This is a genomic window from Streptomyces sp. NPDC001933 (genome assembly GCF_042890955.1).
Classification (GTDB): Bacteria; Actinomycetota; Actinomycetes; order Streptomycetales; family Streptomycetaceae; genus Streptomyces.
On the sequence record NZ_JBIASS010000005.1, the window covers coordinates 1 to 25,632 of the forward strand.

Annotated in this window: 34 protein-coding genes and 1 pseudogene; 4 read left to right on the top strand and 31 right to left on the bottom strand. The window is 68.2% G+C overall.

Annotation, left to right across the window (positions count from 1 at the left end; all coding sequences use genetic code 11):
• From ACFYY7_RS13655 to rpsJ, 29 genes and pseudogenes are all read right to left on the bottom strand, one after another.
• A pseudogene (locus ACFYY7_RS13655) lies at window positions 1–188 on the bottom strand (DNA-directed RNA polymerase subunit alpha); the annotation flags it as partial.
• 133 nt (window positions 189–321) lie between these two features.
• Window positions 322–726, bottom strand: coding sequence for a 30S ribosomal protein S11 (rpsK, locus tag ACFYY7_RS13660; RefSeq protein ID WP_003956432.1), 405 nt, complete (start codon window positions 724–726; stop codon window positions 322–324).
• A 105-nt stretch (window positions 727–831) separates the two neighbouring features.
• Window positions 832–1,212: a 30S ribosomal protein S13 gene (gene rpsM / locus ACFYY7_RS13665; protein ID WP_018519286.1), complete on the bottom strand. Its 381-nt coding sequence runs from the start codon at window positions 1,210–1,212 to the stop codon at window positions 832–834.
• Window positions 1,213–1,406: 194 nt separating this feature from the next.
• Complete coding sequence (rpmJ, locus tag ACFYY7_RS13670) at window positions 1,407–1,520, bottom strand: 50S ribosomal protein L36 (RefSeq protein WP_003956441.1); 114 nt, start codon at window positions 1,518–1,520, stop codon at window positions 1,407–1,409.
• A 60-nt stretch (window positions 1,521–1,580) separates the two neighbouring features.
• Window positions 1,581–1,802 carry a translation initiation factor IF-1 gene (gene infA / locus ACFYY7_RS13675; protein WP_003956442.1) on the bottom strand — a complete coding sequence of 74 codons (222 nt, stop codon included), beginning with the start codon at window positions 1,800–1,802 and terminating at the stop codon, window positions 1,581–1,583.
• Window positions 1,803–1,980: 178 nt separating this feature from the next.
• Entirely contained in the window at window positions 1,981–2,817 is an 837-nt protein-coding gene (map, locus tag ACFYY7_RS13680; RefSeq protein ID WP_266730361.1) for a type I methionyl aminopeptidase, read from the bottom strand.
• 137 nt (window positions 2,818–2,954) lie between these two features.
• The gene (locus ACFYY7_RS13685; RefSeq protein WP_356087907.1) at window positions 2,955–3,611 is read right to left on the bottom strand and encodes an adenylate kinase; all 657 of its coding nucleotides are present in this window, start codon (window positions 3,609–3,611) and stop codon (window positions 2,955–2,957) included.
• Window positions 3,611–4,930, bottom strand: a complete 1,320-nt coding sequence (gene secY / locus ACFYY7_RS13690) for a preprotein translocase subunit SecY (protein WP_376306617.1) — start codon at window positions 4,928–4,930, stop codon at window positions 3,611–3,613. The genes ACFYY7_RS13685 and secY overlap by 1 nt, the downstream gene beginning before the upstream one ends.
• Before the next feature lie 215 nt (window positions 4,931–5,145).
• The gene (gene rplO, locus ACFYY7_RS13695; RefSeq protein ID WP_018550610.1) at window positions 5,146–5,601 is read right to left on the bottom strand and encodes a 50S ribosomal protein L15; all 456 of its coding nucleotides are present in this window, start codon (window positions 5,599–5,601) and stop codon (window positions 5,146–5,148) included.
• A gap of 1 nt (window position 5,602) precedes the next feature.
• Window positions 5,603–5,785 carry a 50S ribosomal protein L30 gene (gene rpmD, locus ACFYY7_RS13700; RefSeq protein WP_030914154.1) on the bottom strand — a complete coding sequence of 61 codons (183 nt, stop codon included), beginning with the start codon at window positions 5,783–5,785 and terminating at the stop codon, window positions 5,603–5,605.
• The gene (gene rpsE / locus ACFYY7_RS13705; RefSeq protein ID WP_030914151.1) at window positions 5,785–6,390 is read right to left on the bottom strand and encodes a 30S ribosomal protein S5; all 606 of its coding nucleotides are present in this window, start codon (window positions 6,388–6,390) and stop codon (window positions 5,785–5,787) included. Before rpsE ends, rpmD begins: the two co-directional genes overlap by 1 nt.
• Window positions 6,391–6,436: 46 nt before the next feature.
• On the bottom strand, window positions 6,437–6,820 hold the full coding sequence (gene rplR / locus ACFYY7_RS13710; protein WP_093540756.1) for a 50S ribosomal protein L18: 384 nt from the start codon (window positions 6,818–6,820) through the stop codon (window positions 6,437–6,439).
• Window positions 6,821–6,822: 2 nt separating this feature from the next.
• Complete coding sequence (gene rplF / locus ACFYY7_RS13715) at window positions 6,823–7,362, bottom strand: 50S ribosomal protein L6 (protein ID WP_266747962.1); 540 nt, start codon at window positions 7,360–7,362, stop codon at window positions 6,823–6,825.
• A gap of 21 nt (window positions 7,363–7,383) precedes the next feature.
• The gene (rpsH, locus tag ACFYY7_RS13720) at window positions 7,384–7,782 is read right to left on the bottom strand and encodes a 30S ribosomal protein S8 (RefSeq protein WP_037688013.1); all 399 of its coding nucleotides are present in this window, start codon (window positions 7,780–7,782) and stop codon (window positions 7,384–7,386) included.
• Between the two features lie 224 nt (window positions 7,783–8,006).
• Window positions 8,007–8,192 (bottom strand): type Z 30S ribosomal protein S14, encoded by a 186-nt coding sequence (locus ACFYY7_RS13725; RefSeq protein WP_003948630.1) that lies wholly within the window; start codon window positions 8,190–8,192, stop codon window positions 8,007–8,009.
• 2 nt (window positions 8,193–8,194) lie between these two features.
• Window positions 8,195–8,752, bottom strand: a complete 558-nt coding sequence (gene rplE, locus ACFYY7_RS13730; protein ID WP_072485537.1) for a 50S ribosomal protein L5 — start codon at window positions 8,750–8,752, stop codon at window positions 8,195–8,197.
• The gene (rplX, locus tag ACFYY7_RS13735) at window positions 8,752–9,075 is read right to left on the bottom strand and encodes a 50S ribosomal protein L24 (protein WP_003966949.1); all 324 of its coding nucleotides are present in this window, start codon (window positions 9,073–9,075) and stop codon (window positions 8,752–8,754) included. The genes rplE and rplX overlap by 1 nt, the downstream gene beginning before the upstream one ends.
• A gap of 2 nt (window positions 9,076–9,077) precedes the next feature.
• Window positions 9,078–9,446, bottom strand: a complete 369-nt coding sequence (gene rplN, locus ACFYY7_RS13740) for a 50S ribosomal protein L14 (RefSeq protein WP_003966950.1) — start codon at window positions 9,444–9,446, stop codon at window positions 9,078–9,080.
• A 107-nt stretch (window positions 9,447–9,553) separates the two neighbouring features.
• Window positions 9,554–9,838, bottom strand: a complete 285-nt coding sequence (rpsQ, locus tag ACFYY7_RS13745; protein WP_030977953.1) for a 30S ribosomal protein S17 — start codon at window positions 9,836–9,838, stop codon at window positions 9,554–9,556.
• Entirely contained in the window at window positions 9,838–10,062 is a 225-nt protein-coding gene (gene rpmC, locus ACFYY7_RS13750; protein ID WP_014047786.1) for a 50S ribosomal protein L29, read from the bottom strand. Before rpmC ends, rpsQ begins: the two co-directional genes overlap by 1 nt.
• The gene (rplP, locus tag ACFYY7_RS13755) at window positions 10,062–10,481 is read right to left on the bottom strand and encodes a 50S ribosomal protein L16 (protein ID WP_072485538.1); all 420 of its coding nucleotides are present in this window, start codon (window positions 10,479–10,481) and stop codon (window positions 10,062–10,064) included. Before rplP ends, rpmC begins: the two co-directional genes overlap by 1 nt.
• 5 nt (window positions 10,482–10,486) lie before the next feature.
• A complete protein-coding gene (gene rpsC / locus ACFYY7_RS13760) occupies window positions 10,487–11,326 on the bottom strand; it encodes a 30S ribosomal protein S3 (RefSeq protein WP_072485539.1) in 840 nt (279 codons plus the stop codon).
• Window positions 11,326–11,673 carry a 50S ribosomal protein L22 gene (rplV, locus tag ACFYY7_RS13765; protein WP_004571827.1) on the bottom strand — a complete coding sequence of 116 codons (348 nt, stop codon included), beginning with the start codon at window positions 11,671–11,673 and terminating at the stop codon, window positions 11,326–11,328. The genes rpsC and rplV overlap by 1 nt, the downstream gene beginning before the upstream one ends.
• A gap of 40 nt (window positions 11,674–11,713) precedes the next feature.
• Window positions 11,714–11,995: a 30S ribosomal protein S19 gene (gene rpsS, locus ACFYY7_RS13770; RefSeq protein WP_003966956.1), complete on the bottom strand. Its 282-nt coding sequence runs from the start codon at window positions 11,993–11,995 to the stop codon at window positions 11,714–11,716.
• Between the two features lie 12 nt (window positions 11,996–12,007).
• Window positions 12,008–12,844, bottom strand: a complete 837-nt coding sequence (rplB, locus tag ACFYY7_RS13775; protein WP_388661147.1) for a 50S ribosomal protein L2 — start codon at window positions 12,842–12,844, stop codon at window positions 12,008–12,010.
• Between the two features lie 39 nt (window positions 12,845–12,883).
• Window positions 12,884–13,207: a 50S ribosomal protein L23 gene (rplW, locus tag ACFYY7_RS13780; protein WP_014154589.1), complete on the bottom strand. Its 324-nt coding sequence runs from the start codon at window positions 13,205–13,207 to the stop codon at window positions 12,884–12,886.
• Window positions 13,207–13,857 carry a 50S ribosomal protein L4 gene (gene rplD / locus ACFYY7_RS13785; RefSeq protein ID WP_266730369.1) on the bottom strand — a complete coding sequence of 217 codons (651 nt, stop codon included), beginning with the start codon at window positions 13,855–13,857 and terminating at the stop codon, window positions 13,207–13,209. The genes rplW and rplD overlap by 1 nt, the downstream gene beginning before the upstream one ends.
• A gap of 4 nt (window positions 13,858–13,861) precedes the next feature.
• Complete coding sequence (rplC, locus tag ACFYY7_RS13790) at window positions 13,862–14,506, bottom strand: 50S ribosomal protein L3 (RefSeq protein ID WP_072485542.1); 645 nt, start codon at window positions 14,504–14,506, stop codon at window positions 13,862–13,864.
• 13 nt (window positions 14,507–14,519) lie between these two features.
• On the bottom strand, window positions 14,520–14,828 hold the full coding sequence (gene rpsJ, locus ACFYY7_RS13795; RefSeq protein WP_003948644.1) for a 30S ribosomal protein S10: 309 nt from the start codon (window positions 14,826–14,828) through the stop codon (window positions 14,520–14,522).
• 508 nt (window positions 14,829–15,336) lie between these two features.
• Here rpsJ and ACFYY7_RS13800 point away from each other — a divergent pair.
• The 4 genes from ACFYY7_RS13800 (at window position 15,337) to ACFYY7_RS13815 (ending at window position 22,013) form a co-directional block, all read left to right on the top strand.
• Window positions 15,337–17,007: an RNA ligase family protein gene (locus ACFYY7_RS13800; protein ID WP_388661149.1), complete on the top strand. Its 1,671-nt coding sequence runs from the start codon at window positions 15,337–15,339 to the stop codon at window positions 17,005–17,007.
• Entirely contained in the window at window positions 17,008–19,266 is a 2,259-nt protein-coding gene (locus ACFYY7_RS13805; RefSeq protein WP_388661152.1) for a poly(A) polymerase, read from the top strand. It begins immediately after the preceding gene.
• A 23-nt stretch (window positions 19,267–19,289) separates the two neighbouring features.
• Window positions 19,290–19,748, top strand: a complete 459-nt coding sequence (locus ACFYY7_RS13810) for a GNAT family N-acetyltransferase (protein WP_388661155.1) — start codon at window positions 19,290–19,292, stop codon at window positions 19,746–19,748.
• A 159-nt stretch (window positions 19,749–19,907) separates the two neighbouring features.
• Window positions 19,908–22,013 (top strand): PIG-L family deacetylase, encoded by a 2,106-nt coding sequence (locus tag ACFYY7_RS13815; RefSeq protein ID WP_388661158.1) that lies wholly within the window; start codon window positions 19,908–19,910, stop codon window positions 22,011–22,013.
• A 115-nt stretch (window positions 22,014–22,128) separates the two neighbouring features.
• Here the strand turns inward: ACFYY7_RS13815 and tuf are convergent, their stop codons facing one another.
• Both tuf and fusA read right to left on the bottom strand, forming a co-directional pair.
• Entirely contained in the window at window positions 22,129–23,322 is a 1,194-nt protein-coding gene (gene tuf / locus ACFYY7_RS13820) for an elongation factor Tu (protein ID WP_093540766.1), read from the bottom strand.
• A gap of 160 nt (window positions 23,323–23,482) precedes the next feature.
• The gene (gene fusA / locus ACFYY7_RS13825; protein ID WP_114246098.1) at window positions 23,483–25,609 is read right to left on the bottom strand and encodes an elongation factor G; all 2,127 of its coding nucleotides are present in this window, start codon (window positions 25,607–25,609) and stop codon (window positions 23,483–23,485) included.
• Window positions 25,610–25,632 lie beyond the last annotated feature (23 nt).

Here is a 25,632-nt window from a genome sequence, read left to right on the forward strand (position 1 = left end):
AACTCGTGCAGGACACCGTCGATCCGGATGCTGGTGACAGCGGCACCGGGGATCGAGGAGAGGAGCGTACGGCGGAGAGAGTTGCCGAGGGTGTAACCGAAGCCCGGCTCCAGCGGCTCGATGACGAACCGGGAGCGGAACTCGTCAACGACCTCTTCGGTCAGCGACGGACGCTGAGCGATAAGCATGTTGCGTTCCTTCAGTCGTGGGCGCCCACTATTTGACGCCCCCAGATACTGACAAGGGTACGGGCGGCACGACCCCGAAGGGGCCGTACCGCCCGGACCCACGAGCTACTGCCTGGAGCAGAGCCCGAGAAAATCAGACGCGGCGACGCTTGGGCGGGCGGCATCCGTTGTGCGGGGTGGGGGTGACGTCCTGGATCGAGCCGACCTCCAGGCCGGTGGCCTGGAGCGAACGGATCGCGGTCTCGCGGCCGGAGCCCGGACCCTTGACGAAGACGTCAACCTTGCGCATGCCGTGCTCCTGCGCGCGGCGGGCGGCCGACTCGGCGGCCATCTGCGCGGCGAAGGGGGTGGACTTGCGCGAGCCCTTGAAGCCGACGTGGCCGGCGGAGGCCCAGGAGATCACGTTGCCCGAGGGGTCCGTGATCGAGACGATCGTGTTGTTGAACGTGCTCTTGATGTGCGCGTGGCCGTGAGCGACGTTCTTCTTTTCCTTGCGACGCACCTTCTTGGCTGCGCCCTGACGACCCTTGGGGGGCATGTCTTGACTCCAGATGGAGAGGGGAGGTGATCGGTCCTACAGCGAAGACCGCTGGTTGCTGCGGATGACCGGTGGCCCGGACGTCCGCAGTGCGTCCGCTGAGGACTACTTCTTGCCCGGCTTCTTCTTGCCGGCGATCGCGCGACGCGGGCCCTTGCGGGTACGAGCGTTCGTGCTGGTGCGCTGGCCGTGGACCGGCAGGCCGCGGCGGTGACGCAGACCCTGGTAGCAGCCGATCTCGACCTTGCGGCGGATGTCGGCCTGGATCTCGCGACGGAGGTCACCCTCGGTGCGGAGGTTGGCGTCCACGTACTCGCGGATCTTGACCAGGTCCTCTTCGGCCAGGTCACGAACGCGGGTGTTGGGGTTCACGCCAGTGGTGGCGAGAATCTCCTTGGACCGGGTGCGCCCGATGCCGAAGACGTAGGTGAGGGCAACCTCCACGCGCTTTTCGCGCGGGATGTCAACACCTGAAACGCGTGCCATTCAATGGCTCCAGTTGTTAATTCGGGGGTCTTCCGCAGTGCCGCTCCCGATCGCCGACCTCTCGTGACGAGAGGTGGTACGCCCGGGTCCCCGGCCCCCACCGGAGGTGTCGTCAGCCGAAGCTTGGACGGACTCTGCGTATGTACGTTTTACGTGCGTCGCGCGAAGTGCTGCGAGATGCAGGGGGTCGTGCGTCAGCCCTGGCGCTGCTTGTGGCGCAGGTTGTCGCAGATGACCATGACCCGACCGTGACGGCGGATCACCTTGCACTTGTCGCAGATCTTCTTGACGCTCGGCTTGACCTTCATGGGATGTCAGGTTCTCCGGGTCAGTGCCGTCACCACGCGGAAGCGAGGTGGAGGCAAGATCTACTTGTAGCGGTAGACGATCCGGCCACGCGTCAGGTCGTACGGGGAGAGCTCCACGACGACCCGGTCATCCGGAAGGATTCGGATGTAGTGCATCCGCATCTTGCCGCTGATGTGCGCGAGGACCTTGTGACCGTTCTGGAGCTCCACCTTGAACATGGCGTTCGGGAGGGACTCGATCACGGTGCCCTCAATTTCGATGGCACCTTGCTTCTTGGCCACGCTTCGCCTTTCGAATCGGCTACCTTGATCGACTTTCGGCACAGCATGCGGACACACTGATGCACGAGAGCCGACGAGTCAGTCTACGTCAGCGGACCCCAAAAGACGAATCCGTCAAGTTTGCCCACCGAAGGAGATCCTTAGACCTCGACAAGCGGGTCAAATCCCCCGGGGGTCGTCAGCCGAGCGGGTCCGGCGCTACCTCGATCCCGTACTGCGCCAGCTTCGCCCGGCCGCAGTCGGGGGCGGTCAGGACCAGGGGGCCCTGCTCGGTGAGGGCGATCGAGTGCTCCCAGTGGGAGGACCAGGTGCCGTCCGTCGTGATGACCGTCCAGTCGTCCTGGAGCACCTCGGTCTGCGCGGTACCGAGCGAGACCATCGGCTCGATGGCCAGGCAGACGCCGGGGACGAGCTTGATGCCCTTGCCGCGCTTGCGGGCGACGTAGTTCAGCAGGTGCGGGTCCATGTGCATCTCGGTGCCGATGCCGTGGCCGCCGTAGTCCTCGATGATCCCGTACTTGCCGGTGGCGGGGCGGGGCTGGCGGCGGATGTAGGACTCGATCGCCTTCGAGATGTCGACGAGGCGGTTGTTCACCTTCATCGCGGCGATACCGGCCCACATGGACTCCTCCGTCACCCGGGAGAGCTCGACCAGCTCCGGAGCGTGACCGGTGCCCACGAAGGCCGTGTACGCGGCGTCGCCGTGCCAGCCGTCGACGATCGCGCCGGCGTCGATGGAGATGATGTCGCCGTCCTTGAGGACCGTCTTCTCGTCCGGGATGCCGTGGACGACGACCTCGTTGACCGAGGTGCAGATGGTCGCGGGGAAACCGCCGTAACCGAGGAAGTTCGACTTCGCACCGTGATCGGCGATCACCTTGCGGGCGACCTGGTCCAGGTCCAGCGTGGTGGCGCCGGGCACCGCCGCCTCGCGGGTGGCCGCGTGAATGGCAGCGACCACCAGTCCCGCCTCGCGCATCTTCGCGATCTGCTCGGGGGTCTTGATCTGCACCATTGCGCGGCGCCTCTCTGCATCGGACTGCATCGAACGGTGATGTCTGCGGCGTACGCACACAACGATACGGCGCAAACAGTCGGGCGCGGCGCCCATGGACGCCGCGGCCGACTGCACGAGTACTGCGGGTTCTGCGCTCAGCCCTTGTCGGACTTGAGAGCCTCCATCGCGCGCTCGGTCACATCGGTGACCTTGCCGAGCGCGGAGATGGTGACCACCAGGTTCTGGGCCCGGTAGTAGTCGATGATCGGCTCGGTCTGCGTGTGGTAGACCTCCAGCCGGGTGCGCACCGTCTCCTCGGTGTCGTCGTCGCGCTGGTACAGCTCGCCGCCGCAGACGTCGCAGACGCCCTCGGCCTTCGGCGGGTTGTACGTCACGTGGAAGACGTGCGAGCCGTCGTTCCGGCAGATACGGCGGCCGGCGATGCGCTTGACCACCTCGTCCTCGGGGACTTCGAGGTCCAGGACCGCGTCGAGCTTGGTGCCCTCGTCCTTGAGCATGGCGTCAAGTGCCTCGGCCTGACCCACGTTGCGCGGGAAGCCGTCCAGCAGGAAGCCGTTCTCGGCGTCCGGCTGGGACATGCGGTCCTTGGCCATCCCGATGGTGACCTCGTCCGGCACCAACTTGCCTGCGTCCATGAAGGAGCGGGCCTGCTTGCCAAGGTCGGTGCCCTGGCTGATGTTGGCACGGAAGAGATCGCCCGTGGAGATCTGCGGAATCGACAGGTTCTTGGCAAGGTACGCAGCCTGCGTTCCCTTGCCGGCACCGGGCGGCCCGACGAGGACGATTCGCATCAGCGGAGGAACCCTTCGTAATTGCGCTGCTGGAGCTGGCTCTCGATCTGCTTCACGGTCTCCAGCCCCACACCCACGATGATCAGGATGCTTGTCCCGCCGAACGGGAAGTTGGCGTTCGCACCACCGAAGCCTGCCAACGCCATCGTCGGCACAAGAGCGATCAGACCCAAGTACAGCGAGCCCGGCCAAGTGATCCTGTTGAGCACGTAGCTCAGGTACTCGGCAGTAGGTCGACCAGCCCGGATACCCGGGATGAACCCACCATACTTCTTCATGTTGTCGGCGACTTCCTCGGGGTTGAACGAAATCGCCACATAGAAGAAGGCGAAGAAAACGATCAACAGGAAGTACGCCGTGATGTAGTACGGGTGGTCGCCCTTGACGAAGTTGTCCTTGATCCATGTCGCCCAGCCCGCAGTGGAGTTGGAGAACTGGACGATCAGGGCAGGGATGTAGAGCAGCGAAGAAGCGAAGATGACGGGAATCACACCCGCCTGATTGACCTTCAGCGGAATGTACGTCGAGGTACCGCCGTACGACCTGCGGCCGATCATGCGCTTCGCGTACTGCACCGGGATGCGGCGCTGGGCCTGCTCGACGAAGACGACGAGGCCCACCATCACGAAGCCGATCAGGATGACGGTGCCGAACTCGATCCAGCCGTCGGCCAGCTTGCCGCTGGTCTTGATGGCCCACAGGGCACCGGGGAAGCTGGCGGCGATCGAGATGAACATCAGGATCGACATGCCATTGCCGATGCCGCGGTCGGTGATGAGCTCACCGAGCCACATGACGGCCGCGGTGCCCGCGGTCATCGTGATGACCATCACGATGGTCGTGAAGACCGACTGGTTCGGGACGATCTGGTCGGCGACCGGGCAGCCGCTGAAGAGGGCGCCGCTGGTGGCGGTGGCCACCAGGCCGGTGCCCTGGAGGATGGCGAGCGCGACGGTCAGATAACGCGTGTACTGCGTGATCTTCGCCTGGCCGGACTGCCCCTCCTTCTTGAGCGCCTCGAGTCGGGGAATGACCACGGTCAGCAGCTGAAGAATGATGCTGGCCGTGATGTACGGCATGATGCCGAGCGCGAAGATCGTGATCTGCAGCAGTGCACCACCGCTGAACATGTTCACCAGGCCGAAGAGGCTGTTGTTGCCCTTGCTGGCCTGATCAACACAGGTCTGGACGTTCTCGTAGCTCACTCCCGGTACCGGGATGTGCGCCCCGAGCCGGTAGAGCACGATGATGCCGAGCGTGAAGAGCAGCTTCTTGCGCAGGTCGGGCGTCTTGAACGCCCGGGCGAACGCGGTGAGCACGGTGCCTCCTGCGACCCCCGCGCAAAGCGTAGAGGTGACGGTCTTGAGGATCGACGAATACGTAAAAGTCAAAGTCCCCGGGGCGGGTGCCCAGAGGGATACCACACAACAACGCACGCCACCTTACCGGCGACCATGCCCCCCTAGGAACGACCAACCGGGGATGCCCCAAATGAGAGGCATCCCCGGTCGGATGTTCAGGCCATCGAGTTGTCTCAGACGAGCTCGGTGACGGTGCCGCCGGCGGCGGCAATCTTCTCCTTGGCGGAGCCGGAGACGGCGTCAACCGAAACCTGCAGCGCCACGGAGATCTCGCCCTGTCCGAGGACCTTGACGAGGTGGTTGTTGCGCACCGCACCCTTGGCGACCAGGTCGGCCACGGTGACCTCTCCACCCTCGGGGTAGAGCGTCGCGAGCTTGTCCAGGTTCACGACCTGGTACTCGGTGCGGAACGGGTTCTTGAAGCCCTTGAGCTTCGGGAGACGCATGTGGAGGGGCATCTGCCCACCCTCGAAGCGCTCCGGAACCTGGTAACGGGCCTTGGTGCCCTTGGTGCCACGACCGGCGGTCTTACCCTTGGACGCCTCACCACGACCCACACGGGTCTTGGCGGTCTTGGCGCCCGGGGCGGGCCGGAGGTCATGGGCCTTCAGCGGCTTGTTCTCCGCCATGTCAGTCGACCTCCTCAACCGTCACGAGGTGGCGCACGGTGTGAGCCATGCCGCGGAACTCGGGACGGTCCTCCTTGACGACCACGTCGTTCAGGCGCTTGAGCCCGAGCGAACGAAGGGTGTCGCGGTGGTTCTGCTTGCTGCCGATGTACGACTTCGTCTGCGTGATCTTGAGGCGAGCCATTACGCACCCGCTCCCGCACGTGCACGAAGCAGAGCCGCGGGGGCGACGTCCTCGAGGGGCAGACCGCGGCGGGCCGCGATCTCCTCGGGACGCTGCAGGCCCTTGAGGGCCGCCACGGTCGCGTGCACGATGTTGATCGCGTTGTCGGAGCCGAGCGACTTCGACAGGATGTCGTGAACGCCGGCGCACTCCAGAACGGCGCGCACCGGGCCACCGGCGATAACACCGGTACCGGGGGAAGCAGGCTTCAGCAGGACGACGCCCGCAGCCTTCTCGCCCTGGATCGGGTGAGGAATGGTGCCCTGGATGCGCGGAACCTTGAAGAAGTTCTTCTTGGCTTCCTCGACACCCTTGGCGATGGCCGCGGGAACTTCCTTGGCCTTGCCGTAACCGACACCGACGGTGCCGTCACCATCGCCCACCACGACCAGCGCGGTGAAGCTGAAGCGACGACCACCCTTCACAACCTTGGCGACGCGGTTGATCGCGACAACGCGCTCAACGTACGCGGTCTTTTCGGCGGCAGCTGCGCCGCCGTCACGGCCCTTCCGGTCCCGCCGCTCGCCGCCACCGGCACCGCTTCCGCGGCGCTGGGGTCCAGCCATTGGATTTACCTCTCTCTGTTACGTCCGCTGTGCGTAGGAACCGGGCTCAGAACTTCAGACCGGCTTCACGGGCGGCGTCAGCCAGAGCGGCAATCCGCCCGGCGTACTGGTTACCACCGCGGTCAAACACGACGGCCTCGACGCCTGCGGCCTTGGCGCGCTCAGCGACCAGGGCGCCGACCTGCTTGGCCTGGGTGCTCTTGTCGCCCTCGCCACCACGGATGGAGACGTCCAGGGTCGACGCCGACGCGAGCGTGTGGCCCGCGATGTCGTCGATGACCTGAGCCACCATGTGGCGGTTGGACCGCGTCACGACCAAGCGCGGACGCTCCGGCGAACCGGAGATGTGCTTGCGGACGCGGATGTGGCGACGCTTGAGGGCGGCACGCTTGTAGGCGTCGCCCTTGGCGATCTTCACGCCGTATGCCATGGCTACTTACCAGCCTTTCCGACCTTGCGGCGGATGACCTCGCCGGCGTACTTGACGCCCTTGGCCTTGTACGGGTCAGGCTTCCGCAGCTTGCGGATCTTGGCCGCGGTCTCGCCGACCTTCTGCTTGTCGATGCCCTCGACGGAGAACTTCGTGGGGGACTCCACCTTGAAGGTGATGCCCTCCGGGGCCTCGATCAGGATCGGGTGGCTGTAGCCCAGGGCGAACTCCAGGTTGGAGCCCTTCGCCTGGACGCGGTAACCGACACCACTGATCTCGAGCGCCTTGGTGTATCCCTGGGTCACACCGGTGATCATGTTCGCCACCAGCGTGCGGGACAGGCCGTGAAGGGCCTTGTTCTGACGCTCGTCGTTCGGGCGGGTGACGCTGAGGAAGCCGTCCTCACCCTTGGTGACCTCGATCGGCGACGCGACGGTGTGCGTGAGGGTGCCCTTGGGCCCCTTCACCGCGACCGTGCGGCCATCGATGGTGACGTCCACACCGGCGGGAACCTGGATGGGGAGCTTGCCGATTCGCGACATGAGCTATTCCTCCGTTCCCGACTACCAGACGTAGGCGAGGACTTCCCCACCTACGCCCTTCTTGCTGGCCTGCTGGCCGGTCAGGAGACCGTGGGACGTGGAGATGATCGCCACGCCCAGGCCGCCGAGGACCTTCGGCAGGTTGGTGGACTTTGCGTATACACGCAGACCCGGCTTCGAGATTCGCTTGATGCCGGCGATCGAGCGCTCGCGGTTCGGGCCGAACTTCAGCTCGAGGACGAGGTTCTTGCCGACCTCGGCGTCCTCGACCTTCCAGCCGGTGATGAAGCCCTCCTGCTGGAGGATCTCCGCGATGTGCGACTTGATCTTGCTGTGCGGCATCACGACGGAGTCGTGGTACGCCGAGTTCGCGTTGCGCAGACGCGTGAGCATGTCTGCGATGGGATCAGTCATGGTCATGAATTGGCCTTCGGCCTCTCTCGCCGGGGTTTCCTGTATGCGCCATCCCTCTCCCCACTCAGAGGCAGGACGGGTGCGGTGCGGGGACCTACGGCGTAGTAAGTCGGTCTTGGGCGGCAGGCGCCCAACCCCACAAGCCTACGGCATGTGAGGGCGGGCTCCTGCCGACCAGATGCTTACCGAGAGCTTCCGTCAATTCCCAACGCCCGGAGGGCGAAGGAGAATTACCAGGAGCTCTTGGTCACGCCCGGCAGCTCGCCACGGTGAGCCATCTCACGAAGGCACACGCGGCACAGGCCGAACTTGCGGTAGACGGAGTGGGGCCGGCCGCAGCGCTGGCAGCGGGTGTACCCGCGAACGCCGAACTTCGGCTTACGGGCGGCCTTAGCGATCAGAGCCTTCTTCGCCACGGTCAGTTCTCCTTGAACGGGAAGCCGAGGTGACGAAGGAGGGCACGACCCTCGTCGTCGTTGGTCGCCGTGGTGACCACGGTGATGTCCATGCCCCGGACCCGGTCGATCTTGTCCTGGTCGATCTCGTGGAACATGACCTGCTCCGTGAGACCGAAGGTGTAGTTGCCACGGCCGTCGAACTGCTTCGGCGACAGACCACGGAAGTCACGGATACGCGGCAGCGCGAGCGACAGCGTACGGTCCAGGAACTCCCACATGCGGTCACCACGGAGGGTGACGTGGCAGCCGATCGGCTGACCCTCGCGCAGCTTGAACTGCGCGATGGACTTGCGGGCCTTGGTCACGGCCGGCTTCTGACCGGTGATCGTGGTGAGGTCGCGCACGGCGCCGTCGATCAGCTTGGAGTCGCGGGCGGCGTCGCCCACACCCATGTTGACCACGATCTTGACCAGACCGGGGATCTGCATGACGTTCTCGTACGAGAACTCCTCACGCAGCTTGCCGGAGATTTCCTCGCGGTACTTCGTCTTCAGACGCGGAGTGGTGGTGGTAGCCATCAGATGTCCTCACCCGTCCGCTTGGCAACGCGGATCTTGTTGCCTTCGTCGTCGAAGCGGTAACCGACGCGCGTGACGACCTTGTTGCCGTCCTTCTCCACGACGAGCTGAACGTTGCTCACGTGGATGGGGGCCTCGGTCGTGACGATGCCACCGGTCTGCGAACCGCGAGCGGTCTGACCGGCCTTGGTGTGCTTCTTGACCCGGTTGACACCCTCGACGAGGACGCGGTCCTGAGCGGGGTAGGCCACGATGACCTTGCCCTGCTTGCCCTTGTCCTTACCGGTGATGACCTGAACCAGGTCGCCCTTCTTGATCTTCATGCTTACAGCACCTCCGGCGCGAGCGAGATGATCTTCATGAACTTCTTCTCGCGCAGTTCCCGGCCCACCGGGCCGAAGATGCGGGTGCCGCGGGGGTCACCGTCGTTCTTCAGAATGACGGCGGCGTTCTCGTCGAAGCGGATGTACGAGCCATCCTGACGGCGACGCTCCTTGACGGTGCGAACGATGACGGCCTTGACGACGTCACCCTTCTTCACGTTGCCACCGGGGATCGCGTCCTTGACGGTGGCGACGATGACGTCACCGATGCCCGCGTAGCGGCGACCCGAACCACCGAGAACACGGATGGTGAGGATTTCCTTCGCACCCGTGTTGTCGGCGACGCGAAGTCGCGACTCCTGCTGGATCACGTCTATCTCCTGATCGTCTGCCGGTTCCCGGCGGGGGCCGCTCCGTCACCGGAACGAGCCCCCGCCGAGCCTGGCGGAACTTGCCTGAGGGGAATGCCCCTCAGGAATTACTTGGCCTTCTCGAGGATCTCGACGACGCGCCACCGCTTCGTGGCGGACAGCGGCCGGGTCTCCATCAGGAGGACGCGGTCGCCGACGCCGGCGGCGTTCTGCTCGTCGTGCGCCTTGAGCTTGTTCGTACGGCGGATGACCTTGCCGTACAGCGCGTGCTTGACACGGTCCTCGACAGCGACGACGACGGTCTTGTCCATCTTGTCGCTGACGACCAGACCCTCACGGGTCTTGCGGAAACCGCGGTCGGTGTTCGTCTCAGTCACAGTCTTCTCGCTCATCAGACGCTCTCCACCGTCTCGATGCCCAGCTCGCGCTCGCGCATCAGGGTGTAGATCCGGGCGATGTCCTTACGGACGGACTTGAGCCGGCCGTGGTTCTCGAGCTGCCCGGTCGCCGCCTGGAAGCGGAGGTTGAACAGCTCTTCCTTGGCCTCGCGGAGCTTGTTGAGCAGCTCCTCGTTGCCCAGCTCGCGCAGCTCGGACGCCTTGGTTCCGGCCGACATCACGCCTCACCTGCCTCGCGCCGAACGATGCGGCACTTCATCGGAAGCTTGTGAGCAGCGCGGGTGAGCGCCTCACGAGCAATCTTCTCGTTCGGGTAGGACAGCTCGAACATCACGCGACCCGGCTTGACGTTCGCGATCCACCACTCGGGAGAACCCTTACCGGAACCCATGCGGGTCTCGGCCGGCTTCTTCGTCAGGGGACGGTCCGGGTAGATGTTGATCCAGACCTTGCCGCCACGCTTGATGTGGCGGGTCATCGCGATACGAGCTGCCTCGATCTGGCGGTTCGTCACGTACGCCGGGGTCAGCGCCTGGATGCCGTACTCGCCGAACGCAACCTGCGTGCCACCCTTGGACATACCGCTGCGCTTCGGGTGGTGCTGCTTGCGGTGCTTGACCCTACGGGGGATCAGCATTTCGGTCAGGCCTCCGTTCCGGTGCTCTCGGCAGCCGGAGCGGCAGCGGCGGGAGCCTCGGCCTTGGGGGCCTCGGTCTGAGCCGACTGCTGCTGCGGCTTGCGACCGCGACCGCCACGCTCGCCACCGCGGCCACCACGGCCGGCCGGGCGGTCAGCGCCGCCACGGGCCGGGCGGTTGCCTGCGCGGGCAGCGGCGTTCTCGGCGCGGACCTCGGCGATGTTCTTGACGTCGCCCTTGTAGATCCAGACCTTCACGCCGATGCGGCCGAAGGTCGTCTTGGCCTCGAAGAAGCCGTAGTCGACGTTCGCGCGGAGCGTGTGCAGGGGCACACGGCCCTCGCGGTAGAACTCCGAGCGGGACATCTCGGCGCCGCCGAGGCGGCCACCGCACTGGATCTTGATGCCCTTGGCGCCGGCCTTCATCGAGCTCTGCATGCTCTTGCGCATGGCCCGACGGAAGGAGACGCGGGAGGAGAGCTGCTCGGCGACGGCCTGGGCCACCAGCTGAGCGTCCACCTCGGGGTTCTTGACCTCGAGGATGTTCAGCTGGACCTGCTTGCCGGTCAGCTTCTCCAGCTCGCCACGGATGCGGTCGGCCTCGGCGCCGCGGCGGCCGATGACGATGCCCGGGCGGGCGGTGTGGATGTCAACGCGGACGCGGTCGCGGGTGCGCTCGATCTCGACCTTCGAGATGCCGGCCCGCTCCATGCCCTTCGTCATCATGCGACGAATGGCGACGTCTTCCTTGACGTAGTCCTTGTACAGCTTGTCGGCGTACCAACGGGACTTGAAGTCCGTGGTGATGCCGAGCCGGAACCCGTGCGGGTTTACCTTCTGGCCCATTACCGGGTTCCTTCCTTGCTGCTGACGACCACGGTGATGTGGCTGGTCCGCTTACGGATCCGGTAGGCACGGCCCTGGGCACGCGGACGGAACCGCTTCAGGGTCGGGCCCTCGTCCACGTACGCCTCGCTGATGACCAGCGAAGAGGCGTCGGTGTGGTCGTAGTTGTGTGCAGCGTTGGCAATGGCGCTGTCAAGCACCTTGCCAACCGGCACGCTCGCGGCCTGCGGGGCGAAACGCAGGACCGCCTGAGCCTCCGTGGCATCCATGCCACGGATGAGGTCCACCACGCGGCGGGCCTTCATGGGCGTGACGCGGATGTACCGCGCCTGGGCCCTGGCTTCCATGGTTGTCCCTTCGGTGTAAGTCATAGTCAGTCACCCCGCGTTAGCGGCGCTTCGACTTCCGGTCGTCCTTGACGTGGCCGCGGAAGGTGCGAGTCGGCGAGAACTCGCCGAGCTTGTGGCCGACCATCGACTCGGTGACGAACACCGGGACGTGGATCTTGCCGTTGTGCACCGCGATGGTGTGACCCAGCATGGCCGGGACGATCATCGAGCGACGGGACCAGGTCTTGATGACGTTCTTGGTGCCTGCCTCGTTCTGTACGTCCACCTTCTTGATGAGGTGGCCGTCGACGAAGGGCCCCTTCTTGAGACTGCGCGGCATCTAAACCCGCTCCTAGCGCTTCTTGTTCGTCTTGCGGCGGCGGACGATGTACTTGCTCGATGCCTTCTTCGGCGAGCGAGTACGACCCTCCTTCTGACCCCACGGCGAGACCGGGTGGCGACCACCGGAGGTCTTGCCCTCACCACCACCGTGCGGGTGGTCAACCGGGTTCATCGCGACACCGCGGACGGTCGGGCGAACGCCCTTCCAGCGCATGCGGCCGGCCTTGCCCCAGTTGATGTTCGACTGCTCGGCGTTGCCGACCTCGCCGATCGTGGCGCGGCAGCGGGCGTCGACCAGGCGGATCTCACCCGACGGCATACGAAGGTGGGCCATGGTGCCCTCCTTCGCCAGCAGCTGCACGGAGGCACCCGCGGAACGGGCGAACTTCGCGCCGCCGCCGGGCCGCAGCTCGATGGCGTGGATGGTCGTACCGACCGGGATGTTGCGCAGCGCCAGGTTGTTGCCGGGCTTGATGTCGGCGGCCGGGCCGTTCTCGACACGGTCGCCCTGCGCCAGGCCACGCGGCGCGATGATGTAGCGCTTCTCGCCGTCCGCGTAGTGCAGGAGCGCGATGCGCGCGGTGCGGTTGGGGTCGTACTCGATGTGCGCGACCTTGGCCGGCACGCCGTCCTTGTCGTGACGACGGAAGTCGATCACTCGGTAGGCGCGCTTGTGGCCACCGCCCTGGTGGCGAACGGTCACACGACCGGCGTTGTTACGGCCGCCCTTGCTGTGCAGGGGGCGGACCAGCGACTTCTCCGGCGTGGACCGCGTGATCTCGACAAAGTCGGCGACGCTGGAGCCACGACGGCCCGGGGTCGTCGGCTTGTACTTGCGGATACCCATTTCTCAGTCCTCGTCCGATTCCGGACGACTCGACCTCCGTCAGGAGGTCGGGCCGCCGAAGATGTCGATACGGTCGCCCTCGGCGAGGGTCACGATGGCGCGCTTGGTGTCAGCGCGCTTGCCGAAACCGGTCTTGGTGCGCTTGCGCTTACCCTGCCGGTTGATCGTGTTGACCCCGGTGACCTTGACCGAGAAGACCGCTTCCACGGCCTGCTTGATCTGGGTCTTGTTGGAGCCGGGCGCGACGATGAACGTGTACTTGTTCTCGTCGAGCAGCGCGTAGCTCTTCTCGGAAACGACCGGCTTGACGAGAACGTCGCGCGGGTCCGAGTAGGTCTTGCTGGTAACGGTCGCCTCGCTCATCAGGCGTCGCTCCCTTCGGTCTCAGCGGTCTGGGGGCCAGACACGAAGGACTCGAGGGCGGCCTGGGTGAAGACCACGTCGTCAGAGACGATCACGTCGTACGTGTTCAGCTGGCCCGGCTCCAGGATGTGCACCTGGGGCAGGTTGCGGGCGGACAGCCACGCGGCCTCGTCGGCACGCTCGACGACCAGGAGCAGGTTCTTGCGCTCCGAGATCTTGCCGAACAGCGTCTTGGCGGCCTTCGTGGAGACTGCACCGTCGACCACGCCGGTGACGACGTGGATGCGGGAGTGACGGGCCCGGTCGGAGAGGGCACCACGCAGGGCGGCGGCCTTCATCTTCTTCGGGGTCCGCTGCGAGTAGTCACGCGGCTGCGGGCCGTGGACGACGCCACCGCCGGCGAACTGCGGCGCACGGGTCGAACCCTGGCGCGCGCGGCCGGTGCCCTTCTGGCGGTACGGCTTGCGGCCACCACCACGGACTTCGCCGCGGGTCTTGGTCTTGTGCGTGCCCTGACGGGCAGCTGCCAGCTGTGCGACGACGACCTGGTGGATCAGCGGAACGCTGGTCTTCGCGTCGAAGATCTCCGCGGGGAGCTCGACGGTACCGGCCTTGTCGCCTGCCGGCGAAAGGATGTCAATGGTGCTCATTACCTCAAGCCCCCTTGGCCGCGGTACGGACCAGGACGAGGCCGCCGTTCGGACCGGGGACTGCGCCCTTGATGAGGAGCAGACCCTTCTCCGCGTCAACCGCGTGGATGGTCAGGTTCTGGGTGGTGACACGCTCGTTGCCCATGCGACCCGCCATGCGCATGCCCTTGAAGACACGGCCGGGGGTGGCACAGCCACCGATGGAGCCGGGCATGCGGTGCACACGGTGGGCACCGTGGGACGCCTTGCCACCCTTGAAGTTGTGACGCTTCATCACACCGGCGAAGCCCTTGCCCTTGCTCTTGCCCGTGACGTCGACCTTGACGCCGGACTCGAACACCTCGGCAGTGACCTCCTGGCCCAGCGTGTACTCGCTGGCGTCAGGGGTGCGGAGCTCCACCAGGTGGCGGCGCGGGGTGACGTCGGCCTTGGCGAAGTGGCCCTTGAGGGGCTTGTTCACCTTGCGGGGGTCGATCTCGCCGAAGGCGATCTGGACTGCCTCGTAGCCGTCGTTGTCGTTGGTGCGGACCTGGGTGACGACGCAGGGCCCGGCCTTGACGACGGTCACCGGGACGACCCGGTTGTTCTCGTCCCAGACCTGGGTCATGCCGAGCTTCTCGCCCAGGACGCCCTTAATGTTCTTAGCCATCTCGCGCGTCACCTCAGAGCTTGATCTCGATGTCGACGCCCGCCGGCAGGTCGAGACGCATCAGCGAGTCAACCGTCTTCGGCGTGGGGTCGAGGATGTCGATGAGGCGCTTGTGCGTGCGCATCTCGAAGTGCTCGCGCGAGTCCTTGTACTTGTGCGGCGACTTGATGACGCAGTACACGTTCTTCTCAGTGGGCAGCGGCACCGGGCCCGCGACCGACGCACCAGTGCGGGTCACCGTCTCGACGATCTTCTTCGCCGAGGAGTCGATGACCTCGTGGTCGTAGGCCTTGAGCCGGATGCGGATCTTCTGTCCCGCCATGGCTACTAGTAGTCCTGTCTCTCATAACGCTCTGGAACCCGGGAGTTCTAACGACTCCACCTCCGACCCACGCGGTCGGGCGTGTCGCATCCCCTCTACGCAGATCTCCCGAAGGATTTCCCAACCAAGGGGGTGCGGGCCCGAGGACCGCAGGACCGGGGGCGAAACACCCACCGGGCGCCTGGCCGGTGCCCCACTGACGCTTCCCGGAAGATTCCCGTACGTCCGACCCACGAGGGGTCGACGAGTACTGTGGGACTCGCTTCCGGTCCTCCCGGCGGGAGGCGCGCAGCATTGACACTCAACCGAGCAACCTGGTCAGTGTGCCATACGGGGTGTGAGCCTGGCCAATCGGGCCGAGGATCTTACCCCTCGTGGTCGCTCGGTCAAACGCGGGCGCGCAGCGGGGGCCGTGCCGGGCGTCCCCGGCGTAATTCGGTCGAGCGGACCGCACCGCCGTGCCTACAGTGACCGGCCGGGCAAACCGTCGTCACCAGGGGCATCGATCATGCGTACGCACTATCCGCGCACGGCCCATCTGCCCTGGTCCCCCGGGGCCGCCTCGGACGACGTGCGGATCGCCGGGCTCGCCGCGCTGACCGGCCGCGAGGTCGTCGTCACCGAGAAGCTGGACGGCGAGAACACCACGCTCTACGCCGACGGGCTCCACGCCCGCTCCCTGGACTCCGCCCACCACCCCTCGCGGGGCTGGGTGAAGGCGCTCCAGGGCCGGGTCGGGGCGCGGATCCCCGAGGGGTGGCGGGTCTGCGGCGAGAACATGTTCGCGCGCCACTCGATCCCCTACGAGGAGCTGGAGAGCTTCTTCTACGGCTTCTCCGTCTGGGACGGGGAGCACTGCCTGGACTGGGACCGGACCGCGGCGTTCCTGCGGGACCTGGGTATACCGGTGCCGCCGGTGCTGTGGCGCGGCGTGTTCGACGCCCGCGCCGAGAAGGCGCTGCGGGCGCTGAAGCTCGACACCGGCCGGCAGGAGGGTTACGTCGTGCGGCCCGCGGACGAGTTCGGCGCGGCGGACTTCCGCCGTCTGGTGGCCAAGTGGGTGCGGCCCGGACACGTACAGACCGATACGCACTGGATGCACGCCGCCGTCGTGGAGAACGGGCTCGGCCCGGCCGCCGCCCTGTGGGCCGTACGGTCCGGGGCCCCGGCCGACGCGGCGGCGCTGGCCGCCGCCACCGGCACGGACGCGGGGGACGCCGGGGCCGCCGCCGCGATGGGCGACGCCCTGGACGCGGCGGGCCGGACGGGCGAGGACCGGCTGACCGGGGTGCTCGCCGCGCTGCTGCACCGCTCCCGCCGCGCGGCGCTCGCGCCCGCGCTGGCCCCCGCGCTCGGGATGCCGCTCGCCCGGCGCGTCGCGGACCTCGTCGGACTGCACCCCGGGCTGCACCGCCCGTACCCGGACGAGGAACGGCGCACCGGGCTGGTCCGGATGTCGTTCGCCGCCGATCTGCCGCTGCTGCACGCGCTGGCCGCCACGGTCGCGGACACCGCCGGGGCGCGCGAGCAGGTGGAGTGGTCGGCGCTGCACGCGGAGGACGTGAGCGAACCGGCCGGGCTGCGGGAGGCGTTCGCGGATCTGGAACCGGACGCCGCCGACCGCTGCCTGGCGCAGGCCCGTGAGGCGTACGCCCTGGGCCGGGTCACCACCGCCGATGAGGCCGTCGCCGCGACCTGGCGCTGGCGGACCGGGGACTTCCCGCGCCTGGTCCAGCTGGTCGGCCCGTCCGGCAGCGGCAAGAGCACCTTCGCCCGCGCCCTGCCCGGCACCGACACCTACCTCTCGCTCGACGACCTGCGCCAGGCCCGGGGCTCGCGCGCCGACCAGAAGGCCAACGGGGACGTGCTGCGCGAGGGGCTCGACCGGCTGGACACCGCGCTCGCGGCCGGCTCCGCGGTCGTCTGGGACGCCACCTCGCTCAACGCCCACCAGCGTTCCCTGGTGCACGCGGTGGCCCGGCGCAGGGACGCGCTGCTGACCCATGCCGTGGCGCTGGTCGACGAGGCGGAGCTGATCCGCCGCAACGGGTGCCGCAGCCACCCCGTACCACCCGAGGTGCTGACCGCGCAGCTGCACAGATTCGTGCCCCCGTACCCCGGCCAGGCCCACCGCACCTGGTACATCGGCGCGAGCGGAACGGTGGAGGACAGGGCGTAGATGCGTACCAGCGAGGAGATCTACCACCGGGTCCGCTGGGATTCCCGGTTCGACCCGGCGCGCTTCGTGATGGGCGTGGCGCAGCGCGGGACCGTGCCCAAGCGGGTGCCGCTGCCCCGCTTCACGCCCGGCGGGGACATCCCCTGGCACCGAGTGCTGTTCTTCGAGGCGGACGGCGAGGTGGTGTGGGACCGGTCCTCGGGCGTGGACCGGATCGACGCGACGGAGGCCGGGCGGGTGCGCGCCCCGCGCCGGCTGCCGTCCCCGTACTTCGTCTCCCGCACCCCGCACGCGTTCTCCGCGCCCGAGGCGGCCTGGACGCCCGTGCCCGAGGACGCACCGCCGCCCGGGCCGGCCTCCGGTCCCCTGACGCTGCTGACCTGGAACACCCTCTGGGACCGCTACGACAGCGACCGCATCGACACCGCCCGGCGCCGCCCGCTCCTGCTCGACGCCCTGCGCGTGGCGGACGCCGATGTCATCGCCCTCCAGGAGGCCGAACCGGCCCTGCTCGCCCTGCTGCTGGCGGCGCCCTGGGTCCGCGACGGCTACACGTTCTGGGCCGATCCGGCGGGCCGGGACGTCGCCGACTGCGGTCTGCTGCTGCTCAGCAGGGTGCCGGTGCGCGAGGCGGGCCTGCATGCACTCGGCCCGCACAAGGCGGTCGCGGCGGTCGTGGTGGACGGGCCGTACGGGCCGGTCACGGTCGCGGTGACCCATCTCAGCAGCGACCACTCGGCCGACGGCGCCGGCCGGCGCGATGCCGAACTGGCCGATCTGGCAACGGGGTTGGCGGCGGTCGAGGGCGATGTGGCGCTGCTCGGCGACTTCAACGACGGCGGGGACACCCCGCAGGACCGGCTGGGGATGGCGGACGCCTGGAGCCGGGTGCACGGCGCGGACGACCGGACGCCCACGTTCGACCCGTCGGTCAACCCGCTGGCGGCGGTCTCCTCCCTGTCCGGGCGGGCGTCCCGGCTGGACCGGGTCCTGGCCCGCTCGGAGCGGCTGCGCCCCGCATCTGCGGTGCTGCTGGGCGATGTCCCCGCACCGGACGGGCTGTACGTCTCGGACCACTTCGGGGTACGCGTGGAGCTGGCCGCCGAGGCGGCGGAAGAGATCCGCGCGGACGCGGCGGAGGAGGCGTGGGAGGACGCCGCCGAGGAGGCGTGCGCGGCCGATGTCGTGCGCCGGGTGGCCGCCGCCCTGCCCGAAGGCGCTGTCCACCTGGCCGGCTCCCGGCGGATGGGCTGCGCGCTGCCCGGTGCGGACGTGGACCTGGTCGCGGCGCTGCCGGGCGCGGTGGATCTGCCGGGGGTACGGGAACGGCTGGCCGTTGCCCTGCCGGACGCAGTCGGCCTGCGCGAGGTGACCGGCGCCCGCGTACCGGGTCTGCGCTTCGCCCTCGGCGGCCTGAACATGGACCTGGTGACCGTGGCGACGGGTGCGCTCGACCCGGCCGAGGCGGTGGCCGGGCGCGCCGGGCTGGGCGAGGCGGCGGCCACGGCGCTCAGCGCGGTGAGCGACGCGGACGCGGTGCTCGCGGCGGCGGACCCGCACCGGGCGGCGTTCACCCGGCTCGCCCGCGGGGTGAAGGGCTGGGCGCGGGCGCGCGGCCTGGACTCCGCGCCGTGCGGCGGACTGCCCGGCCTCGCCTGGTCCGTACTCGCGGCCCGCACCGCCCACGAGTCGGGCGACCTGGCGCCGCTCCCCCTGCTCAGGCACTTCTTCGCGACCTGGGCCGCGTGGGACTGGAGCCGGCCGGTCGGCTCCGGGGAGGCGGGCGAACTCCCCCTCACCGTGCTGACCCCGACCGCCCCCGTCCGCTCCTGCACCGCGCAGGTCTCCCCGGCCGGCCGCGACCTCCTCACCGAGGAGCTCTTCCGCGCCTGGGAGATCCTGGAGTCCGCCGACGACACCGGCCCCGTACCGCACGCCCTGCTCCGCACCCCGCCACCGCTGCACCTGCGCCACGCCGCCTGGGCGATCGTCTCCGTGCGCCACGGCGCGGACGAGGGCCGCTTCCGCGGCCGCCTCCTGGCCCTGCTCGCCGCCCTCGCGGAAGCGGGTTCCCCGGACGCCCACGCCTGGCCCCGCCCGTGCGGCGCCGACGCCTCCCACGTCCAGTACGCCATCGGCCTGGGCCGCACCCCGCCCGACGGGGCCCGGCTCGCGGAGATCGGCGCCGAGCTGCTGCGCGGCATCCCGGAGGCGGGGCTGCGGCGGGCGGACCGCGGACAGGCGCCCGAGCTGCGGTGACGGCGGTCGGCGAGAATCCGTCCATGACGACGAGCACCACCGCGCCCTGGACCCTGCGTCCCGCCCTGCCCGAGGACATCGAGGCCCTGGCCGAACTCAGGGCCGTGGTGATGCGCCCCGACCTGGAGCGGCTCGGGCGTTACGACGAGCACCGCGTACGGCAGCGGCTGCGGGACGGGTACGTGCCGCAGCACACCTCGGTCGTGGTCGTGGACGGCGAGCTCGCCGGCTCCGTCACCCTGCGCCCGGTCGACGGCGGGCTGCGGCTGGAGAACTTCTACCTCTCCCCCGCGCTCCACGGGCGCGGCACGGGCACCGCGGTGCTCCGCTCGCTGCTCGCGCGGGCCGACGAGGCGGGCGCGACCGTGCGGCTGGACGTGCTCCAGGGCAGTGCCGCCCGCGCGCTCTACGAACGGCACGGGTTCACCGAGGAGCGCCAGGACCCGATCGATGTGTTCATGGTGCGTACACCCGTGCGTTGAACTGTCTGGGTCACATCATCGGATATCCAGGCAACCCGCCTCCGTGAATCTCCGTCTATCCCCCCGCAGCAGCGGCTCGCCACCCGCCGCGACCTGCATTGATTCGGTACGCAGCACAGGGCCGCCCGCCCGCTGCGGGGGAAGTGGACGGAGCACGGTGTGACGGATCGACCCGCCTCGCGCGCATCCCGCCCGGGAGTGCCGCGGCGCACCCTGCTGGCGGCGGCCGGTGCGACCGGTCTGGCGGGCCTCACCGCCTGCACGGCCCCCTCGCCGCCCCGCCGCCGCGATCCGGCCGCGGACCCGATGCCCGGACTGCCGATAAGCACCTCGCACCCGGCGCTGATGATGCAGGTCCTCGCCCACCCGGACGACGACCTGTACTTCATGAACCCGGACACCCAGCAGGCGCTGGACGCCGGCACCCCGCTGGTCTGCGTCTATCTGACCGGCGGTGAGGCCACCGGCATAAACCGTGTGCCTGGCCGCCCGCTGCCGCCGCCCGACAAGGCCGCGTACTCCTCCGCACGTCACCAGGGGCTGCGCCAGGCATACGCGACCCTGCTCGGCCTCGGCCGGTTCACCCCGTGGCAGAAGTCCGTCATCGAGCTGCACGGTGGCCACCGCGCCGAGCTCAACACCCTCGCCCACCGCGGCCGCAGGGTCGAGCTGATCTTCATCAGCACCGCCATGCACACCACGTACGGGCGTCTCGGACTGCCCAGCCTCTGGCAGGACCGGCGGCTGGTCCTGCCGACCGTCGTCGCCGACGGCTCGCCGCTCAGGAAGGCGGGTTCGTACACCTACGACGGGCTGATCGACGTCCTGGCCGGGCTGTTCGAGCGGTACCGGCCGAGCGTGCTGCACACCATGGACCCGGACCCCGACATCCAGCACAGCAGCGAGGCCGTCCGGCGCCGGGACAGCGAGCAGCAGGGCTACTCCGACCATCCCGACCACACCGCCGCCGCGCTGTTCACCTGGGCGTCGCTGATCCGCTGGGTGGCGCGGACCACCAGGAGCGGCGGCGAGATACCGAGCTTCGCCACCACGTCGTTCCGGGCCTACTACAACCGGCACTGGCCGAAGAACCTGCCGCCCGCCGTGCTGGCCGAGAAGGCCTCGCACCTGGTGCCGTACGGCGGCTCGGCCGACTGGCGGTGCGGCAATCCGGCGGGCTGCGGGGACTACAACGTGGGCGGCAACCGGCCGCTGACCAACCGGAAGGGCTGGGTGCGCTCCACCCACTACCGCTACCCCGGCCCCCGGCCCGCCGTGGCCGCCGAACCGGACGGCCGGCTCGTCACGTACGGGGTGCTGGGCCTGCGGGCGGTACGGCGGCGCGAGAGCGCACCGGGCAGCGGGGTGTGGGACGCGCCGGACGACCTCGGCGGCGGCCCGCTCGCACCGGTGCTGGGCAGCGCGACGCTGCCGGACGGGCGCCATCTGCTCTTCGGGCTGCGGTTCTCGGCGCTCGGCGGGCACGGCGCGGACAACGAGCGCGAGATCGTTGCGCTGGAGCAGCGCTCCCCCGGCGGCGCCTTCCGCGCCTGGCAGGGGCTGGGGAACCCGGAGCGCGGCCACGACGACGGGCGCCGGATCGGTGTTCCGGTCGCGGTCGCCGCCCCCGACGGGCAGGTGCACCTCTTCGTCCGGAACGCGGAGAAGGGCCTCAGCACCCGGGTACGGGACACGGCCGGCCGGTGGAGCGGGTGGGCGGACATGGGCGGCGGCGAGATCCAGGACGGGCTGAGTGCCGTGGTGGACGCCGAGGGGTGCGTCCATGTCTTCGCGGCGGGCCGGTTCGCGGTGCACCACTGGGCGCAGGACGCGCCCGGCGAGGCGGTGACCGCGCGCACCCAGATCACCGGGGTGCCGGTGCCCGGGGACGGACCGGCCGCGCTGCCGGGGGCCGACGGCAGCATCGAGCTGTTCTACCGCGCGGCGGCGAAGGCCGCCCTGACGACCGTACGGACCGGCGAGACGGTCGACGAGACCGGCATCGACGGCTACGCCCGCCGGATCCCGGACCCGGCGGGCTTCGACGGGTACGGGCCGGTGGCCGCCGCCGGGTCGTCGGCCGCCCCGGTGCTGCTCGGCCGCACCGCCGAGGGCCTCGTCCAGCTCCGTACCCCCGAAGGGCTCTCCGTACGGCGGCGCGGGCCGGTGGCACTGGACGGCCCGGCCCTGCACGTCGGCCGGGACGGCCGGCCGGCGGTGGTGGCCGTGGGGCCCGACGCCCTGCCCTGGATCTGGCGCCCCTGAGCGATGTCCCCCTGCACATGAAGCATGAAGAAGGGCCCCGGTCCACCGCTTGCGCGGCGGGCCGGGGCCCTTCTCGGTGCTCTGTGCGGAGCAACCAGGTCAGACAGTCAGGTAATTACTTGACGATCTTGGTGACCTGGCCGGCGCCCACGGTCCGGCCACCCTCACGGATGGCGAACTTCAGGCCCTCCTCCATGGCGACGGGCTGGATCAGCGCGACGCTCATGACGGTGTTGTCGCCCGGCATGACCATCTCGGTGCCCTCGGGGAGGGTCACGACGCCGGTCACGTCCGTGGTACGGAAGTAGAACTGCGGGCGGTAGTTGTTGAAGAACGGGGTGTGACGGCCACCCTCGTCCTTCGACAGGATGTAGGCCTGGGCCTCGAACTCGGTGTGCGGCGTGACCGAACCGGGCTTGATGATGACCTGGCCGCGCTCGACGTCCTCGCGCTTGATGCCACGGAGGAGCAGACCGACGTTCTCACCGGCCTGGCCCTCGTCGAGCAGCTTGCGGAACATCTCGATGCCGGTGACCGTGGTGGTGGTCTTCTCGGTCTTGATACCGACGATGTCGACGGTCTCGTTGACCTTGAGGACACCACGCTCAATACGACCGGTGACGACGGTGCCACGACCGGTGATCGTGAAGACGTCCTCGATCGGCATCAGGAACGGCTTGTCGACGTCACGCTCGGGCTGCGGGATGTTCTCGTCGACGGCCTTCATCAGGTCGAGGACGGTCTGGCCCCACTCCTTGTCGCCCTCGAGCGCCTTGAGCGCCGAGACCTTGACGACCGGCAGGTCGTCGCCCGGGAACTCGTACTCGGAGAGGAGCTCACGGACCTCGAGCTCGACGAGCTCCAGGATCTCCTCGTCGTCCACCATGTCGGCCTTGTTCAGGGCGACGACGATGTACGGAACGCCGACCTGGCGGGCCAGGAGCACGTGCTCCTTGGTCTGCGGCATCGGGCCGTCGGTGGCGGCGACCACGAGGATGGCGCCGTCCATCTGCGCGGCACCCGTGATCATGTTCTTGATGTAGTCCGCGTGACCCGGGCAGTCGACGTGCGCGTAGTGACGCGACTCCGTCTGGTACTCGACGTGCGCGATCGAGATCGTGATACCGCGCTGGCGCTCCTCGGGAGCCTTGTCGATCTGGTCGAAGGCCGAGGCCTCGTTCAGGTCCGGGTACGCGTCGTGCAGCACCTTGGTAATGGCGGCCGTGAGGGTCGTCTTACCGTGGTCAATGTGACCGATGGTGCCGATGTTGACGTGCGGCTTAGTCCGCTCGAACTTCGCCTTCGCCACTGGGTCCTCCTGTGGAGTGGTTCTGTACGCCTTGCTTCATCGGCGCCAGGTGATCTTTGCTGGGATGCCGGGGCCGGGGGCATTCAACACATTGCTTTCGCTCTGCGAGGAATGCCCCACCAGGCTCCGGTGACAAGCCTAAAGCGTGAGCTCGGGAGAGTTACTCGCCCTTGGCCTTCGCGATGATCTCCTCGGCGACGTTCCGCGGAACCTCGGCGTAGGAGTCGAACTGCATCGAGTAGCTTGCGCGACCCGAGGTCTTGCTGCGGAGGTCTCCGACGTAGCCGAACATCTCCGAGAGGGGCACGAGGCCCTTCACGACGCGAGCGCCGCTGCGCTCCTCCATGGCCTGGATCTGGCCACGGCGGGAGTTGATGTCACCGATGACATCGCCCATGTAGTCCTCGGGCGTGGTCACCTCGATGGCCATCATCGGCTCGAGGAGCACGGGGGACGCCTTGCGGGCACCCTCCTTGAACGCCTGCGAACCGGCGATCTTGAACGCCAGCTCGGAGGAGTCGACCTCGTGGTAGCCACCGTCGAGAAGGATGACGCGGACGCCGACCATCTCGTAACCGGCCAGGATGCCGAACTGCATGGCTTCCTGAGCACCCGCGTCCACCGAGGGGATGTACTCACGGGGGATGCGGCCACCGGTGACCTTGTTGACGAACTCGTACGAGGCCTCGCCGCCCTCGATGGGCTCGATCGCGATCTGCACCTTGGCGAACTGACCGGTACCACCGGTCTGCTTCTTGTGGGTGTAGTCGATGCGCTCGACGGCCTTGCGGATCGTCTCGCGGTACGCGACCTGGGGCTTGCCGACGTTCGCCTCGACGCGGAATTCGCGCTTCATGCGGTCGACGAGCACCTCGAGGTGAAGCTCGCCCATACCACCGATGATGGTCTGGCCGGTCTCCTCGTCGGAGTGCACCTGGAAGGACGGGTCCTCCTCGGAGAGGCGCTGGATGGCTACACCCAGCTTCTCCTGGTCACCCTTGGACTTGGGCTCGATGGCGACCTGAATGACCGGCGCCGGGAAGTCCATGGACTCCAGGATGACCGGGTTCTTGTCGTCACACAGCGTCTCACCGGTGGTGGTCTGCTTCAGGCCCATGACGGCGATGATGTCGCCGGCGCCCACCGACTCGATCTCCTCACGCTTGTTCGCGTGCATGCGGTAGATCTTGCCGATGCGCTCCTTCTTGCCCTTGACGGAGTTCAGCACCGAGGTGCCGGACTCCAGGCGGCCCGAGTAGACCCGGACGAAGGTGAGCTTGCCGAGGTGCGGGTCGCTCATGATCTTGAACGCGAGGGCCGCGAGCGGCTCGTCGTCGGACGGCTTGCGCTTGACGACCTCCTCCGGGTCCTTGACGCCGTGGCCCTCGATGGCCTCGACGTCCAGGGGGGAGGGGAGGTAGCGCACGACGGCGTCGAGCAGGGGCTGGACGCCCTTGTTCTTGAACGCGGTGCCGCAGAACACGGGGGTGACGGTCGTCTCGCCGCCCTTGCCCGAGTTGATGGTGATGCGACGGATGCCCTCGTAGAGCTGCTCCACGGAAGGCTCTTCGCCCTCCAGGTAGAGCTCCATGAGCGCCTCGTCGTTCTCCGCGGAGGCCTCGAGGAGCTTGCCGCGGTACTCCTCGGCCTTCTCCACGAGGTTCGCGGGGATGTCGACGATGTCGTACGCCTCGCCCTTGGTCGCCTCGACGGGGTAGACGAACGCCTTCATCGTCACGAGGTCGACGACACCCGTGAAGTCGGCCTCGGCACCGATCGGGAGCTGCATGACGATCGGGGTCGCGCCGAGGCGGTCCGTGATCATCTGGACGCAGCGGAAGAAGTCGGCACCGGTGCGGTCGAGCTTGTTGACGAAGCAGATACGCGGCACGCCGTAGCGGTCCGCCTGACGCCAGACGGTCTCGGACTGCGGCTCGACACCGGCGACACCGTCGAACACGGTGACGGCGCCGTCGAGGACGCGGAGCGAACGCTCCACCTCGACGGTGAAGTCGACGTGACCCGGGGTGTCGATGATGTTGATGGTGTGGTCAACATCATTGAGCGGCCAGTGGCAGGTCGTCGCGGCGGACGTGATCGTGATGCCGCGCTCCTGCTCCTGCTCCATCCAGTCCATCGTGGCAGCGCCGTCGTGGACTTCACCGATCTTGTACGAAACGCCGGTGTAGAAGAGGATCCGCTCAGTGGTGGTCGTCTTGCCCGCGTCGATGTGGGCCATGATCCCGATGTTGCGGACCTTGGCCAGGTCAAGCGAAGTGGTGGCCATAAGGCTCAATCTTCTCTCGGTCT

Excerpts from the sequence above, each read along its gene's own strand:
- rpsJ (WP_003948644.1), bottom strand. The coding sequence starts at position 14,828 with ATGGCGGGACAGAAGATCCGCATCCGGCTCAAGGCCTACGACCACGAG.
- rplD (WP_266730369.1), bottom strand. The coding sequence starts at position 13,857 with ATGAGCACCATTGACATCCTTTCGCCGGCAGGCGACAAGGCCGGTACC.
- rpmC (WP_014047786.1), bottom strand. The coding sequence starts at position 10,062 with ATGTCGGCCGGAACCAAGGCGTCCGAGCTGCGCGAGCTGGGCAACGAG.
- rplB (WP_388661147.1), bottom strand. The coding sequence starts at position 12,844 with ATGGGTATCCGCAAGTACAAGCCGACGACCCCGGGCCGTCGTGGCTCC.
- rplO (WP_018550610.1), bottom strand. The coding sequence starts at position 5,601 with ATGGCGGAGAACAAGCCGCTGAAGGCCCATGACCTCCGGCCCGCCCCG.
- ACFYY7_RS13800 (WP_388661149.1), top strand. The coding sequence starts at position 15,337 with ATGCGTACGCACTATCCGCGCACGGCCCATCTGCCCTGGTCCCCCGGG.
- ACFYY7_RS13685 (WP_356087907.1), bottom strand. The coding sequence starts at position 3,611 with ATGCGAATCGTCCTCGTCGGGCCGCCCGGTGCCGGCAAGGGAACGCAG.
- rplR (WP_093540756.1), bottom strand. The coding sequence starts at position 6,820 with ATGGCATACGGCGTGAAGATCGCCAAGGGCGACGCCTACAAGCGTGCC.
- rpmD (WP_030914154.1), bottom strand. The coding sequence starts at position 5,785 with ATGGCTCGCCTCAAGATCACGCAGACGAAGTCGTACATCGGCAGCAAG.
- rpsM (WP_018519286.1), bottom strand. The coding sequence starts at position 1,212 with ATGGCACGCGTTTCAGGTGTTGACATCCCGCGCGAAAAGCGCGTGGAG.
- rpsQ (WP_030977953.1), bottom strand. The coding sequence starts at position 9,838 with ATGAGCGAGAAGACTGTGACTGAGACGAACACCGACCGCGGTTTCCGC.
- rpsH (WP_037688013.1), bottom strand. The coding sequence starts at position 7,782 with ATGACCATGACTGATCCCATCGCAGACATGCTCACGCGTCTGCGCAAC.
- rplW (WP_014154589.1), bottom strand. The coding sequence starts at position 13,207 with ATGAGCGAGGCGACCGTTACCAGCAAGACCTACTCGGACCCGCGCGAC.
- ACFYY7_RS13810 (WP_388661155.1), top strand. The coding sequence starts at position 19,290 with ATGACGACGAGCACCACCGCGCCCTGGACCCTGCGTCCCGCCCTGCCC.
- rplX (WP_003966949.1), bottom strand. The coding sequence starts at position 9,075 with ATGAAGATCAAGAAGGGCGACCTGGTTCAGGTCATCACCGGTAAGGAC.
- rpmJ (WP_003956441.1), bottom strand. The coding sequence starts at position 1,520 with ATGAAGGTCAAGCCGAGCGTCAAGAAGATCTGCGACAAGTGCAAGGTG.
- rplF (WP_266747962.1), bottom strand. The coding sequence starts at position 7,362 with ATGTCGCGAATCGGCAAGCTCCCCATCCAGGTTCCCGCCGGTGTGGAC.
- rplC (WP_072485542.1), bottom strand. The coding sequence starts at position 14,506 with ATGGCTAAGAACATTAAGGGCGTCCTGGGCGAGAAGCTCGGCATGACC.
- rpsK (WP_003956432.1), bottom strand. The coding sequence starts at position 726 with ATGCCCCCCAAGGGTCGTCAGGGCGCAGCCAAGAAGGTGCGTCGCAAG.
- rplE (WP_072485537.1), bottom strand. The coding sequence starts at position 8,752 with ATGGCTACCACCACCACTCCGCGTCTGAAGACGAAGTACCGCGAGGAA.
- rplV (WP_004571827.1), bottom strand. The coding sequence starts at position 11,673 with ATGGAAGCCAGGGCCCAGGCGCGGTACATCCGCGTCACGCCCATGAAG.
- rpsE (WP_030914151.1), bottom strand. The coding sequence starts at position 6,390 with ATGGCTGGACCCCAGCGCCGCGGAAGCGGTGCCGGTGGCGGCGAGCGG.
- rplP (WP_072485538.1), bottom strand. The coding sequence starts at position 10,481 with ATGCTGATCCCCCGTAGGGTCAAGCACCGCAAGCAGCACCACCCGAAG.
- rpsS (WP_003966956.1), bottom strand. The coding sequence starts at position 11,995 with ATGCCGCGCAGTCTCAAGAAGGGGCCCTTCGTCGACGGCCACCTCATC.
- map (WP_266730361.1), bottom strand. The coding sequence starts at position 2,817 with ATGGTGCAGATCAAGACCCCCGAGCAGATCGCGAAGATGCGCGAGGCG.
- ACFYY7_RS13805 (WP_388661152.1), top strand. The coding sequence starts at position 17,008 with ATGCGTACCAGCGAGGAGATCTACCACCGGGTCCGCTGGGATTCCCGG.
- fusA (WP_114246098.1), bottom strand. The coding sequence starts at position 25,609 with ATGGCCACCACTTCGCTTGACCTGGCCAAGGTCCGCAACATCGGGATC.
- rpsC (WP_072485539.1), bottom strand. The coding sequence starts at position 11,326 with ATGGGCCAGAAGGTAAACCCGCACGGGTTCCGGCTCGGCATCACCACG.